12 protein-coding genes are annotated in these 12,936 nt (G+C 66.5%); 7 read left to right on the plus strand and 5 right to left on the minus strand.

From position 1 onward, the window contains the following. The first annotated feature begins 20 nt into the window (after positions 1-20). The gene (locus DNX69_RS18345) at positions 21-1,469 is read left to right on the plus strand and encodes a sigma-54-dependent transcriptional regulator (protein ID WP_110787348.1); all 1,449 of its coding nucleotides are present in this window, start codon (positions 21-23) and stop codon (positions 1,467-1,469) included. Then, positions 1,462-2,814: a sensor histidine kinase gene (locus DNX69_RS18350; RefSeq protein ID WP_110787349.1), complete on the plus strand. Its 1,353-nt coding sequence runs from the start codon at positions 1,462-1,464 to the stop codon at positions 2,812-2,814. The genes DNX69_RS18345 and DNX69_RS18350 overlap by 8 nt, the downstream gene beginning before the upstream one ends. 45 nt (positions 2,815-2,859) lie before the next feature. On the opposite strand, the gene DNX69_RS18355 is transcribed toward DNX69_RS18350, so the two are convergent. After that, complete coding sequence (locus tag DNX69_RS18355) at positions 2,860-3,576, minus strand: glutamine amidotransferase (RefSeq protein WP_110787350.1); 717 nt, start codon at positions 3,574-3,576, stop codon at positions 2,860-2,862. Between the two features lie 224 nt (positions 3,577-3,800). Between DNX69_RS18355 and DNX69_RS18360 the strand changes: the two genes are divergently transcribed. Both DNX69_RS18360 and DNX69_RS18365 read left to right on the plus strand, forming a co-directional pair. Next, positions 3,801-4,340, plus strand: coding sequence for an RBBP9/YdeN family alpha/beta hydrolase (locus tag DNX69_RS18360; RefSeq protein ID WP_110787351.1), 540 nt, complete (start codon positions 3,801-3,803; stop codon positions 4,338-4,340). A 1-nt stretch (position 4,341) separates the two neighbouring features. After that, positions 4,342-4,989: a LysE family translocator gene (locus DNX69_RS18365; RefSeq protein WP_110787352.1), complete on the plus strand. Its 648-nt coding sequence runs from the start codon at positions 4,342-4,344 to the stop codon at positions 4,987-4,989. A gap of 17 nt (positions 4,990-5,006) precedes the next feature. Here the strand turns inward: DNX69_RS18365 and DNX69_RS18370 are convergent, their stop codons facing one another. After that, complete coding sequence (locus tag DNX69_RS18370) at positions 5,007-6,380, minus strand: PLP-dependent aminotransferase family protein (protein WP_110787353.1); 1,374 nt, start codon at positions 6,378-6,380, stop codon at positions 5,007-5,009. A 137-nt stretch (positions 6,381-6,517) separates the two neighbouring features. Between DNX69_RS18370 and DNX69_RS18375 the strand changes: the two genes are divergently transcribed. Next, positions 6,518-7,600, plus strand: coding sequence for a LysR family transcriptional regulator (locus DNX69_RS18375; RefSeq protein ID WP_234826999.1), 1,083 nt, complete (start codon positions 6,518-6,520; stop codon positions 7,598-7,600). A 21-nt stretch (positions 7,601-7,621) separates the two neighbouring features. Here the strand turns inward: DNX69_RS18375 and DNX69_RS18380 are convergent, their stop codons facing one another. The 3 genes from DNX69_RS18380 to DNX69_RS18390 are packed head-to-tail and all read right to left on the minus strand — an operon-like array spanning position 7,622 to position 8,935. After that, a complete protein-coding gene (locus tag DNX69_RS18380; protein WP_110787701.1) occupies positions 7,622-7,912 on the minus strand; it encodes a DUF1330 domain-containing protein in 291 nt (96 codons plus the stop codon). A 52-nt stretch (positions 7,913-7,964) separates the two neighbouring features. Continuing rightward, positions 7,965-8,357 carry a nuclear transport factor 2 family protein gene (locus DNX69_RS18385; protein ID WP_110787354.1) on the minus strand — a complete coding sequence of 131 codons (393 nt, stop codon included), beginning with the start codon at positions 8,355-8,357 and terminating at the stop codon, positions 7,965-7,967. Beyond that, on the minus strand, positions 8,354-8,935 hold the full coding sequence (locus DNX69_RS18390; RefSeq protein WP_234827000.1) for a LysE family translocator: 582 nt from the start codon (positions 8,933-8,935) through the stop codon (positions 8,354-8,356). The genes DNX69_RS18385 and DNX69_RS18390 overlap by 4 nt, the downstream gene beginning before the upstream one ends. 222 nt (positions 8,936-9,157) lie before the next feature. Between DNX69_RS18390 and DNX69_RS18395 the strand changes: the two genes are divergently transcribed. Together DNX69_RS18395 and gltA are read left to right on the plus strand one after the other, a co-directional pair. Further along, complete coding sequence (locus tag DNX69_RS18395) at positions 9,158-9,628, plus strand: PaaI family thioesterase (RefSeq protein WP_110787356.1); 471 nt, start codon at positions 9,158-9,160, stop codon at positions 9,626-9,628. A 300-nt stretch (positions 9,629-9,928) separates the two neighbouring features. Then, positions 9,929-12,913, plus strand: coding sequence for an NADPH-dependent glutamate synthase (gene gltA / locus DNX69_RS18400; protein ID WP_110787702.1), 2,985 nt, complete (start codon positions 9,929-9,931; stop codon positions 12,911-12,913). Positions 12,914-12,936 lie beyond the last annotated feature (23 nt).

A 12,936-nucleotide genomic window follows, 5' to 3' on the forward strand; every position in this document is an offset into this window, starting at 1 on the left:
TGAGTGATGGAACGAGGACGATGAGCGGTCAGGCGACGGTTTTGGTGGTCGACGACGAGATCCGCTCGCTGGAATCGCTGAAGCGCGTGCTGAGCGACGAGTTCGAGGTGATCTGCGCCAAGGATGCCGGCGAGGCGCGGCGCGTGCTGGAAAGCGAGATCGTCCACGCCATCCTGTGCGACCAGCGGATGCAGTACGAGACCGGTGTCGACTTCCTCAAGCACGTTCGCGAGACCTGGCCCGATCCGGTCCGGATGATCATCTCCGGCTATTCGGACTCCGAGGACATCATCGCCGGTATCAACGAGGCCGGGGTCTACCAATACATCGCCAAGCCGTGGCACCCGGACCGGCTGCTCGACATCGTGCGCGGCGCGGTCGAGCTGTTCCGGCTGCAGAAGGAAACCGAGACCGCCAATATCGACGTCAAGCTGACGCCGGAGCGGGTGCAGCGCGTCGTCACCGAAAAGCGCGGCGCAGCCCGCAAGCTGTACGATTTCGACCGCATCGTGCATGCGCCCGAAAGCCCGCTCGCCGACGTGATCGAGCTCGGCAAACGCGCCGCCGAATTCGACATTTCGGTGCTCATCACCGGCGAGAGCGGCACCGGCAAGGAACTGCTGGCCCGCGCGATCCATTACGGCTCGGCGCGCAACGGCAAGGCGTTCGTGGTCGAGAATTGCGGTGCGCTGCCGGACGAACTCTTGGAAAGCGAATTGTTCGGCTGCAAGAAGGGCGCCTTCACCGGTGCCTATCAGGACCGAGTCGGACTGTTCGAAGTCGCCGACGGCGGCACCATCTTCCTCGACGAGATCGGCGAGACCTCGCCAGCGTTCCAGGTCAAGCTGCTGCGGGTGCTGCAGGAGAGCGAGATCCGCCCGCTCGGCGCGCAGCGCGTCCGCAAGGTCGACGTCCGCATCGTCGCCGCCACCAACCGCGACCTCGAGGCTGAGGTCCGCGCCGGCCGTTTCCGCCGCGACCTGTTCTATCGGCTCGCCGCGTTCCCGCTGCACATGCCGGCGCTGCGCGAGCGGCCGATGGACGTGACGCTGATCGCCGCCAAGGTGCTGGCCGACGTCACCAAATCCTACGGCCGCGCGGTCAACGGCTTCACTCCCGGCGCGCTGGCGCGTATGCGGCATTACGACTGGCCCGGCAACGTCCGCGAATTGCAGAACGAAATCCAGCGGATGGTGGTGCTGACCAAGGACGGCTGGCTGCAGGAAGCGGATCTGTCGGCGCGGATCCGGCAGGGCAACGAGCCGATCCGGCTTCAGTCCTCGCATCACGGCAGTGCCACCCTGAAGACCAATATCGAGGCGCTGGAGCGGCACATGATCATCGAGGCACTGGATCGTCACGGCGGCAATATCAGCCGCGTCGCCGGCGAACTCGGCCTGTCGCGTGTCGGCCTGCGCAACAAGCTCGGCCGTTACGATCTGCGCAAGGGCTTCGACGACGATGCCTGATCGCATCGCACCCGGCGAACGATTGATCGAGCGCGTCGGTTCGCCTCTGCTGTCGCCGCTCGACGGCGACCAGGAGGCGGCGTGGATCGAAGTGATCCGCAAGATGGACGAGGTCTATGCCGATCTGCTCCGCTACGAGACCGACCTCGAAGAGAAGAACACCGCGCTGGAGGAAGCGCAGGCGTTCATCTCCAGCGTCATCGAATCGGTCTCCGACATCCTGATCGTCTGCGACCGCAACGGCATCGTGCTTCAGGTCAATCCGGCGGCAGTGCGGCTGTTGGCGACGCCTGCCGATGCGGTGGTCGAACGGCCGCTGGGCGATTTGGTCGATGCCGCGGACGGTGCCCGGATCGAGGAATTGCTGCGGGCGCCGTCGTCCTCGGAGATCGCGCTGGAAATCCGCTTCGTCACCGCGCACGGGCTGTCGGATCTCTACGCCATCAACGGAGCGACGCGATGTGATCAGGCCGGCCATCGCGTCGGCACGGTGCTGACCGGACGGCCGATCGGCGAGCTGCGCCGCGCCTACGAGGCGCTGCACACCGCGCACGGCGAATTGCAGCGCGCCCAGCGCCAGCTCGTCGAGCAGGAGAAGATGGCGAGCCTCGGCCGCCTGGTTGCAGGCGTGGCGCACGAACTCAACAATCCGATCAGCTTCATCTACGGCAACATCCATATGCTGGAGCGTTACCGCGAGCGGATGGCGGCGTATCTGACGGCGATCCACGGTGGCGCCGATCCGGCCGAGGTTGACGAGCTGCGCCGGCGATTGAAGATCGATGCGCTGCTCGCCGACTACGCGTCGCTGATCGAGGGCACGCTGGAAGGCGCGATGCGGGTGTCGGACGTGGTGAAGAACCTGCGTCGCCTGAGCTTCCCGCGCACCGGCGAGACCCAGCCGATCGACGTCGACCGCATCGTGCGCACCGCGGCGCGCTGGGCGGCGCGTGCCAAGCCCGGCCATGTCGAACTCGCTTTCGACATCGCGCCGGAGGCAACGGTGATCGGCAATGAAGGCCAGTTTCACCAGATCATGGTCAATCTGGTCGACAACGCGATCGATGCGCTGCGCGGCCACGCCGCGCCGCGGATCGAGATTTCGGCCAGACGGCAGGACGACGAGGTGGCGATCGCGGTCGCCGACAACGGCCCGGGTCTGCCGGACGGCATGATCGACAAGATCTTCGAACCCTTCTTCACGACCAAGCCGGTCGGCGAGGGCACCGGCCTCGGCCTGTGGATCAGCTACGGCATCGCCCGCGAGCACGGCGGCACGCTCGCGGCGGCCAACCGAAACGGCGGCGGCGCGGTGTTCACGCTGACGCTCAAGGCCGGGCCGTAGCGCCGCGCGCCGGATCGCTGCCGAACCGCGCGAGATCGTCGGGCGTCAGTCGAGCTGCGACAGCCATTCCTCGAACATCCGCTGCCCGGCGACGTGCGCGTCAGATGGGATGGCGTTCGCCTGCGCCCTCAGCGCGCGCGGATCGATGCCGGCTCCCGACAGCTCCGCCGCATGTCCGGTGAGCCAGCGTTCGATGCCATGATCGATTTCGACTTCCGGGTGAAACTGCAGGCCCAGAACATTGCGGCCGATCGCGAAGCCCTGCGTGGCGCACAGCGCGGTGGTGGCGAGGTTCTCGGCGCCGGCGGGAATCTGGAACGCGTCGCCGTGCCAGTGCAGCAGCGGGACTCCGTCGAGATGCCGGAGCGGTCCACGCCGTCCCGCGTCGGTCAGCGTCAACGGCCCGAATCCGATTTCCTTGTGACCCATCGGGGCGACATCGGCGCCGAGCGTTGCGGCGATCTGCTGGGCGCCGAGGCAGATGCCGAAGGTCGGCCGCTTCGCGGCGAGCCGCGCCGCCAGCATCCGGCGCTCCTCGAGCAGATACGGATAGGCCTCGACTTCGTAGACGCCGATCGGTCCGCCGAGCACGATCAACAGATCGGGCTGGTTGGGATCGATCGCGGAGAGCGATGCCTGATCGAGATCGATATAGTGGATGTCGTAGCCGGCCGCGGTGAGCACGGGCGCGAAGTGTCCGAGGTCTTCGAAGATGACGTGCCGAATGACGACGGCGGTTTTCGAGCCGGGAAGGTCGGTCATCGTGCGCTCCGCACGACGTCTCGATACGAGTGACGCGTGCCGATCGAATGAGCTGTCCGGAACGGACATATCGTCGCTCAGCATCACGCCATCGGTGGCCTCGCTGTCAAGTCGCGGCAGCCATCACGCTGCGCTCGCCGCGATGAGAAATGCTGCGGGTCGGATGAGATCGCTTCAGTTTCATCATAGGGTACCTTGCGTATGATCAACATCAGGCGGGCACCATGGCACCAGTGATCATCCTTCCGGGTATCAGCGGCTCCGGAGAGACGCATTGGCAAAGTCTGTGGCAGTCCGCCACCCCCTCGTTCGCGCGGTTTCGTCCGGCGGATTGGGACGCGCCCGATCTCGCCGACTGGACACGGGCGCTCGGCGCCGCGCTCGCCGATGCGCGGCAGCCTGCGGTGCTGGTCGCCCATAGTCTGGCCTGTCTGCTGGTCGCGCATGCGGCCGAGCAGATCCGGGACCGTGTGCGCGGCGCTTTCCTCGTGGCGGTGCCAGATCCGGATGCCGCGGCGTTTCCGGCCGAAGCGGCGAGCTTTGGTCATCCGCCGGTACGGCCGCTGCCGTTTCCGGCCCTGATCGTCGCCAGCAGCGACGATCCCTACGGCTCGCTCGACTACGCTCGGCGACGGGCGCGCGAATGGAACGCCGGTCTGGTGATCGCCGGCGCTCACGGCCACATCAACGGCGCAAGTGGTCTGGGGGAGTGGCAGCAAGGCCGCTTGCTGTTCGATGCGTTCTGCGCCGGCCTCGGAGGTTGAGATGGATTGGATGTCTGCGATCGCCACGTTCTCTGTCGCCGCTGCGCTGCTGACGATCACGCCGGGACTGGATACCGCGCTGGTGCTGCGCACCGCGACGGTCGAAGGCGGCGGTGCGGCGATGAAAGCCGGGGCCGGCGTCGTGAGCGGGGTGTTGGCGTGGGGACTATTGGCATCGGTCGGTCTCGGCGCCGTGCTCACGGTCTCCGAGATCGGCTATCGCATTCTGCAATATGTCGGTGCCGCCTATCTGGTCTGGCTCGGCGCCCAGATGGTCCGCGCCGCCTTCCGACCGGCGGTGCCGGAGCCGGCCGTGGACGCTGCGCTGCCTGAGCCGTCAGCTGCTCGTTCGGCCGGCTGGTTCGTGCGCGGCCTGATGACCAATCTGCTCAATCCGAAAGTCGGCGTGTTCTACGTCAGCTTCCTGCCGCAGTTCATTCCGCAGGACGCGCCGGTGGTCGCCTTCAGCGTCGGCCTCGCCGGCATTCACGCCGCGATGGGCTTGATCTGGTTCGCGGCGATTACCGCGGCGACCCGGCCGCTCGCGAGGCTGGTCCGCAATCCGGCGTTCACGCGGTCGATCGATGGCGTGACCGGTTCGGTGCTGGTCGCGTTCGGAGTGCGGCTGGCGTTCGATCAACGTAGTTAGGCGACTCGGCTTCGGTCTTAGCGGAGCGCCGACGAGGTATCGTCGCTGCGAGCGGCGATTCGCGCGATGATCGACTTGATCGCGCCGAGTGCTTTTTCGAGATCCGCCCGCGGCGGCGCGCCGATGCAGAGACGAATACCGGCGCTGATGCCGCCCACCGAGGTCGAAGACGGCGGCGTCACCAGAATGCCGAGCGCCTTGGTGGCGGCGTCGACTGCTTCGGCGTCGGCGGGCGAAAGCGGCAGCCAAACGTGATAGCCGATGTGAGCGGGGTGATGCATCGCGGCGCCGAGCAGTTCGGCCGCGACGATCCGGCGACGTCGGGCCTCTTCCTGGATCGCGACGCTCACCGCGTCGGCGGTGCCGTCCAGCAGCCATTGCTCCATCACCGAGCAGCTCAGCGGACTGATCATCAGCCCGCTGGCATGCAGCGCCGCCTCGGCGCGGGCGAACCAGGCGGCCGGCACCACCAGGCCGCCGATCCTTAGCGCCGGGTTCAACGTCTTCGACAGGCTGTTGATGTAGAACACCCGATCGGGCGCCAGAGTCGCGATCGGCGGATAGTCCGGGTCGGGACGCAGCGCGTAGACGTCGTCTTCGATCACCACGATGTCGTGGCGGCGGCAGACCTTAGCGATCGCCTCGCGCCGGCTTTTGCTCATCGAACCGGTGGTCGGGTTCTGCATCGTCGGCGTCAGGTAGACGGCGGCGGGGCGGAGCTGCTGCGTCGTCAACTCGCGGTCGAGCGCCTCCGGCAGCATGCCTTCCTGGTCCATTGCGACGGGGCTGAGCGTCACGCCGAGATGCCGGGCGAGGCCGATGATACCCGGATAGGTCTGCTGCTCGACGAACAGCGTGCCGGCCGGGCCGCACAGCGTCGACAGGCTGACGGCGAGCGCATGCTGGGCGCCGTTGGTCAGCAGCAGATGCGCCGGGTCGGCGTCCATCCCGAGCCGGCGAAACCACCGCGCCAACTCGCTGCGAAACCGGATGTGGCCGATCACCGGCGGATAGGCGTTGAACACGTCGGCATCGACGCGCTTGGCGATCGCGGTCAGCGACCGTGCGATCAGCCGCTCGCTCACCGCCGAAGGCGGGGCATTGCGCGACAGGTCGATGACGTCGCCGGTGCGGGATTCGGTCACCGCCACGAAGGTGCCGCGCCCGGTGACCGAGCGGACCAGACCTCGCCGCTCCAGAATTCCATACGCTTTGGTGACCGTGCCGAGGCCGATGCCGAGCTTCCAGGCGAGGTCGCGATGCGCCGGAAGCCGGGCGCCGACCTCCAGGCGGCCGATTCCGATGTCCTCGGACAACGCCGAGACCAGCCGGTCGCACGGCGACTCGGCGCCTTCGGCCAACCGCGGATGCCAGGGAGACTGCAGACGCATGCACTTGCCTCAGAGTGTAATGTGACGCTTTATATTTTGCGCAAAGTGTCACGTCCACTAGGATCAGGCCCGGGAGATCGAAAGTGGACAGAAACGAGAATCGATCAGATTGCGCATGCCCCGAACCGAGCGCTGCCATGGCAGCGCCGCTGTCAGTCGCCGCCGCGTTGTCGCCCAAGCGCGGCGCGGCGCGATTGAGCAAACGTCACGCTACGCTGAGATCGGTTGCGCCGGATCGCGGCGAGCCGGTCGTCGGCACCGATACGGTCGTTGCCGATCGGGAGGCGCATGGCCCCAATGAGGCGATGCGGCTCGGTGTGCCGCTGAATGCGCTTCGGGCGTTCGAGGCGGCGGCGCGCCACATGTCGATCAAGATGGCGGCGGCCGAGATCGGCGTGACGCCGTCGGCGGTCAGCCATCAACTTCGGATTCTCGAGGAGCTGCTGGGCGTCGAACTGATGCGCCGGGTCGGGCCGCGGTTGGAACTGACGGAGACCGGCAGGCTGCTGTCTCCGGAGCTCAGCGCCGGCTTTGCCCGCATCACCGGCGCGGTCGGGCGACTGAAGAACGATCGCAAGCTCGGGCCGTTGCGGCTGTCGATGCTACCGACTTTCGCGGTGCATTGGCTGTCGCCGCGCCTGACCTCCTATCCGTTCGCGCGGGCCGGATTTGAACTGTTGATCTCGACCACCCAATCGGTAGTCGACCTCGGCGCCGGTGTGGCCGATGCGGCGGTTCGGCAGGGCGGCGGATCGTGGCCGGGCGTCCGCTCCGAGCTGCTGTTCGACGAGAACGTCGCGCTGCTCGGGCGGCCGGCCGATTGGCCGTGGCGTGACGAAGCCGAGATGCGCAAGGCGATCGCGCGCGCGAATCTGTTTCTGTCGCAGCACCGGCAGGAGAATTTCAATCGCTGGAACGCCAGTCTGCCGGGCGGGCCGATCAAGCCGGCGGCGATCACGATCGTCGATACGTCCGGGCTCGGCCTGAAGGCAGCGATCGACGGGGCGGGCATCACCTTTGCCGGGATCGAGGTCGCAGCCTGCGACATCGCGGCGGACCGGCTGGTGCCGATCCTCGATCATCACGTCCCGGCCAATGCCGGCTACTATCTGTGCTACCCGCCAGCGCTGGAGCGTGACCGCCGGATCAGGAATGTCCGCGCCTGGATGATGAGCGAGGCGGCCAAGCCGGTCGTGTCGACGCCCGCCTCGCGGCGATGACGGCCCGCTCGCCGCCGCGCGTCAGCCGAGCCCTTGCACCAGCACGACGTGACCAGTGGTCGCGGCGCGGCGGTCGACCGCGATGGTCTCGTAGTCGGGCGAGGCCTCCCACGCCCGAAACGCCGCCTCGTCGGGAAACGCCAACAGGATCACTTTCTGGCAGGTCAGCGATCCTTCCACCGGCTGCGGCTTCTCGTCGGCGGCGAGCAGCCGCCCGCCATAGGGCTGCAGCGTCGGCAGGAACCGCGCGGCGTAACGCTCGTAACGGGGCCTGTCGTGGATCGTGATCTGGGCAATGGCGTAGACGGTCATCATGCAGTTCCTCTGCAGTCGGCGGGGCGGATGGTCGCTGCTTCGACCGCGCTCATGTCGACGCCTGCGACACGTCGGCGCCGTAGAATGCCTCGCCGTAAACCTGCCGGCCGTTCTCGAACCGCATCAATTCGCAGGCGCGCAGCGTGCGCCCACCGGCGTGCGACACGTAGTGGACCAGCACGGTCTGTGCGGCTTCGTCGCAGACTGCGGATTCGAATTTGAAGACGAGGTCCGGCACCGCGTCGAGCGCCTTGATCCAATAGGCGTGGAGCGCGTCGCGGCCGCGCACGGTGGCGTCGCCGGTCACCGTCGCGGCGCGCGGGCTGACGAACACCGCGTCGGTTGCGAACGGTTTGATCACCGCGCCGACGTCGTGACGATTCCAGGCCTCGATCCAGGTCGTCGCGTGATGCTCGAGGTCGCTGCGAGACAGACGTGTCATAGCCAGAACATTCCTGCTGTGATGGCCGAAAGGGCCGCCATGGTTCGGTTTATGAAGAGCAATTTCGCCGGATCGTGCAGGATCCGGCGCAAGCCGGCACCGAACGCCGCCCACACCGCAATGCAGGGTGTGCCGACGATCGCGAACACCGCGCAGACCAAGGCGATCCGGAGCGCATAACCGTCGCCGGGAGTCACGAAGGCGGCGATCACTGTGACGGCGATCAGCCAGGCCTTCGGGTTGACGAATTGGAACGCCGCAGCCTGAAAGAAGGTGATCGGCGCCGCCAGCGCCGTGCCGCGTAGCTCCGCTGCGCGCCACAATTTGCCGGCGAGCCAGAGCAGATACAGGGTGCCGATCAGTTTCAGTACGATCTGCAGCCGCGGTTCGAGGGCGAACACAGCGCCGAGGCCGGCGCCGACCGCGATCAATTGCGTCGCGGCGCCGAACGCAATGCCGAGGATGTGGGGACAGGTCCGCGCCATCCCGAAGGTCAGCCCGGAAGTGGTCAGCATCAGATTGTTAGGTCCCGGCGTGATGCACATCACGAAAGTGTAGAGCGCGAGCGCCGTCAGCATCCTGGTCTCCATCGCGCTGTCCGTCGTTCTGCGCGCGCTGTGCCAGACTTGGCACGGCGACAGCGGCGGCGCTGCTGAGATTTCATCAGGCGAGAATGAGTTCGGCTCGGGCGACGACAAGAATTTCTCAGCATGGTGCGGCAGTTTTTCACTCAGGCCCCAGGGTCGCCGCCCGTTAGACTCGGCCGCAGAGCAAACAGACAAGACGAATTGGGGGACACGATGAAGGGCAAGATTGGAGCCGCGGTCGATCCGGCACTGGAGCGACGGATCCGCGACAGCTTCGGCCGTCAGGGATTGATGCGGCATCTCGGTGCAGCGATTCACGAGGTGCGGCGGGGGCTGGTGACGATCCGGATGCCGTTCCGGCCGGAGCTGTCGCAGCAGCACGGTTACTTCCACGCCGGTGGCACGTCGGCGATCGCGGATTCGGCCGGAGGCTACGCCGCCTATACGATGTTTCCGGAGGACAGTTCGGTTCTCACCGTCGAGTTCAAGATCAATCTCTTGAACCCGGCGCGCGGCGACGCGCTGGAAGCAGTCGGCAAGGTGGTGAAGTCGGGCAAGACGCTGACGATCTGTCAGCTCGAAGTGTTCGCCGACGCCGCCGAAGGGCGCTCGCTGGTCGCGATCGGACAGGCGACGCTAATCTGTATGGCAGGCCGCCCGGATACGCCGGAGAGTGCGCGCTGACGTCCTGCCGATGCTGCAGGCCGCGACGAGCGATGGCTGAGATGTTCGATTAGTTTAGCACTACCAAACTCATTAGACCTTTGTCGAAGGCCGCCCGCCGCAAGCCGGGTGGCCTTCGCATGTCCGCCATGCGCGCGCGTCGCGAACGGGTCGTCAACGGACATTTCTCCGTGATCGGCGTGCGACGTTCGACCGGACATGACCGAGGTCAAATCAATTTGGCGCTCCTTGGCTATTTTGAGCCGCTTTCCCGTCATCTCGATGCCGCCTGCCGGCCTCGAACCAATCTGTGCTGACATCATGTATCGTATTGTGCGACGCGAGCAGTTCTCGGACGCGACCTTCTTGTGGGACGTCGAGGCGCCGGATATCGCCGCTTCTGCCGAGCCCGGCCATTTCGTGATGCTCCGTCTCTACGACGGCGCCGAGCGCATTCCGCTCACCGTCGCCGACTTCGATCGCGACAAGGGGCTGGTGACGGTCGTCGTCCAGGCGCTCGGCAAGACCACGCGCGAGATGCGCGACAAGTTCAAGGAAGGCGAGGCGTTCGAAGACTTCGTCGGTCCGCTCGGCCTGCCGCAGCATATCGACAAGGTCGATCACGTCGTGTTCGTCGGTGGCGGCCTCGGCGTCGCGCCGATCTTCCCGCAGCTTCGGGCGTTCAAGCAGTCCGGCGCGCGCACCACCGCGATCATGGGTTTCCGCACCAAGGATCTGGTGTTCTGGGAAGACAAGTTTCGCGAATTCGCCGACGAGCTGATCATCTGCACCGACGACGGCAGCTACGGCGAACCCGGCCTCGTCACCGCGGCGCTGGAGCGGGTGATCACGCAGCAGAAGCCGGACAAGGTGGTGGCGATCGGTCCGATGCCGATGATGCACGCCTGCGTCGAGACCACCCGCCCGCACGGCGTCAAGACCATGGTGTCGCTGAATACGATCATGGTCGACGGCACCGGCATGTGCGGCTCGTGCCGCGTCACGGTCGGTGGCGAAGTCAAATTCGCGTGCGTCGACGGCCCGGATTTCGACGGCCACAAGGTCGACTTCCACGAACTGCACGCCCGCCAGAAGCGGTTCAAGACCGAGGAAGACAAGGCGAACGAACACTTCGCCCATGTCTGCAATCTCGAAAAGCAGCTGATCGTCGAGGGCAAGCGCAACTACAAGAAGCTGGCGACGCTGCCGCCGCACCAGACGCCGATGCCGGAGCGCGACGCCCACGAGCGCGCCACCAACTTCAAGGAAGTCAATCTCGGCTATTCGGTCGAGGAAGCGCTGCAGGAGGCCGAGCGCTGCATCCAGTGCATCACGCCGACCTGCGTGGCGGGCTGCCCGGTCGGGATCGACATTCCGGTGTTCATCCGCAACATCCTGTTCCGCGATTTCGACGCGGCGCTGGAGACGATCTACCAGTCGAGCATCTTCCCATCGATCTGCGGCCGCGTCTGTCCCCAGGAGACCCAGTGCGAAGCCCAGTGCATCATCCGCAAGTACAAGAAGCACGAGCCGGTCGCGATCGGCCGGCTCGAGCGCTTCATCGGCGACAATGCGCGGGCGCCGAAGAGCAAGCCGATCGATCTGTCCAAGACGATCGGCAAGGTCGCGATCGTCGGCTCCGGCCCCGCGGGCCTGGCCGCAGCCGCCGATCTCACCCGCTACAATGTCGAGACCACGGTGTACGAGGCACTGCACGTGCTCGGCGGCGTGCTGCAATACGGCATCCCGTCGTTCCGGCTGCCGCGCGACATCATCGACCGAGAAATTCAGCGGCTGAAGGACATCGGCGTCAAGTTCGAAACCAACAAGGTCGTCGGCAAGACCTTCACCATCGAGCAGTTGATGAACGGCCGCGGCTTCGACGCGGTATTCGTCGCGGCCGGCGCCGGCGCGCCGACCTTCCTGGGCATCCCCGGTGAGTTCGCCGGACGGGTGTACTCGGCCAACGAATTCCTCACCCGCATCAACCTGATGGGCGGCGACCGCTTCCCGTATCTCGACACGCCGGTCAGCGTCGGCAACAGCGTGATCGTGATCGGCGCCGGCAACACCGCGATGGACTGCCTCCGCGTCGCCCGCCGTGTCGGCGCCGAGACGGTGCGCTGCGTCTATCGCCGCTCGGAGGCCGAGGCGCCGGCTCGGATCGAGGAGATCCGTCACGCCAAGGAGGAGGGCGTCGATTTCTTCTTCCTGCACTCGCCGGTGGAGATTCTCGTCACCGCGAGCGGCGACGTGCGTGCGGTGCGGCTGCAGAAGATGGAGCTCGGCGAGGCCGACGAGCGCGGCCGCCGCAAGCCGGTGCCGCTGGATGAGTTCATCGAGCTGGAATGCGACACGGTGATCTACGCGCTCGGCACCAAGCCCAATCCGATCATCGGTCAGGCGACGCCGGGTCTCGAGCTCAACAAGTGGGGCAACATTGCGGCCGACGACGACACCCAGTCGACCAACATGCCGGGCGTGTTCGCCGGCGGCGACATCGTCACCGGCGGTGCGACCGTGATCCTGGCGATGAGCGCGGGTCGCCGCGCCGCGAAGTCGATCGCCGCCTGGCTGCGGCTGAACAAGACCAAATGGCCCATTACGGCGCAGGACGCCGACGACTTCGTCGCCGGCAAGCTGGCGCCGCCGATCGAGGAGGATGGCGTGGCGCATTGCCCGAAGTGTCACCAGCCGCTGGAAGGCCCGGAGGAGTACATCTGCTGCGCCGGCTCCGAGCTGCAATGGCGCTGCGACGACTGCGCCAAGGTCAGCGAAGGCTTTGCCTTTCCCTACGGCATGTGCCCGCATTGCGGCGGCAAGCTGCAGCCGCTCGACCGCGCCGGCGTCAGCGACGAGGCCGGGCTGGCGGCGATCCGCACCGCGTTCGAGATCGAGCTCGGGGGACGCGCGTTCTATGCGCGCGCTGCCAAGGAAACCTCCGATCCGACGTTGCAGGAACTGTTCCTCAGCTTCGCCGAGATGGAAGAGGAACACATGACCACGCTGGCCAACCGCTATCACGTGGCGATTCCGCAGGCGACCGAGGGTTTCCACCTCGGCACTGCGGCGATCATGGCCGGCGTCAAAGGGCAGATCGGCGATCCGACCACGCTGTTCGAAGCCGCGATCGAGTTCGAGCGGCGCGCCGCCTCGTTCTTCAAGACCCGGGTCGGCGAGACGCCGGACGGTTCGGTCGAGCGTCAGCTGTATCGCGAGCTCGCCGCCGAAGAGGACGAGCACGTCTCGGTGCTGCAGACCGAGTTCGCGCGCTGGAAGGAAGGCAAGCGCGGACTGCTGACGTAAGCCCGCGGTCGCGACGGCGACGG

Origin of the sequence: Rhodopseudomonas palustris, from assembly GCF_003226555.1 — a bacterium.
Taxonomy (GTDB): Bacteria; Pseudomonadota; Alphaproteobacteria; order Rhizobiales; family Xanthobacteraceae; genus Rhodopseudomonas; species Rhodopseudomonas palustris_I.

Bases quoted from the DNA above. Each gene is read 5' to 3' on its own strand.
- DNX69_RS18345 (WP_110787348.1), top strand. From the start codon at position 21: ATGAGCGGTCAGGCGACGGTTTTGGTGGTCGACGACGAGATCCGCTCG.
- DNX69_RS18350 (WP_110787349.1), top strand. From the start codon at position 1,462: ATGCCTGATCGCATCGCACCCGGCGAACGATTGATCGAGCGCGTCGGT.
- DNX69_RS18355 (WP_110787350.1), bottom strand. From the start codon at position 3,576: ATGACCGACCTTCCCGGCTCGAAAACCGCCGTCGTCATTCGGCACGTC.
- DNX69_RS18360 (WP_110787351.1), top strand. From the start codon at position 3,801: ATGGCACCAGTGATCATCCTTCCGGGTATCAGCGGCTCCGGAGAGACG.
- DNX69_RS18365 (WP_110787352.1), top strand. From the start codon at position 4,342: ATGGATTGGATGTCTGCGATCGCCACGTTCTCTGTCGCCGCTGCGCTG.
- DNX69_RS18370 (WP_110787353.1), bottom strand. From the start codon at position 6,380: ATGCGTCTGCAGTCTCCCTGGCATCCGCGGTTGGCCGAAGGCGCCGAG.
- DNX69_RS18375 (WP_234826999.1), top strand. From the start codon at position 6,518: ATGGCAGCGCCGCTGTCAGTCGCCGCCGCGTTGTCGCCCAAGCGCGGC.
- DNX69_RS18380 (WP_110787701.1), bottom strand. From the start codon at position 7,912: ATGACCGTCTACGCCATTGCCCAGATCACGATCCACGACAGGCCCCGT.
- DNX69_RS18385 (WP_110787354.1), bottom strand. From the start codon at position 8,357: ATGACACGTCTGTCTCGCAGCGACCTCGAGCATCACGCGACGACCTGG.
- DNX69_RS18390 (WP_234827000.1), bottom strand. From the start codon at position 8,935: ATGCTGACGGCGCTCGCGCTCTACACTTTCGTGATGTGCATCACGCCG.
- DNX69_RS18395 (WP_110787356.1), top strand. From the start codon at position 9,158: ATGAAGGGCAAGATTGGAGCCGCGGTCGATCCGGCACTGGAGCGACGG.
- gltA (WP_110787702.1), top strand. From the start codon at position 9,929: ATGTATCGTATTGTGCGACGCGAGCAGTTCTCGGACGCGACCTTCTTG.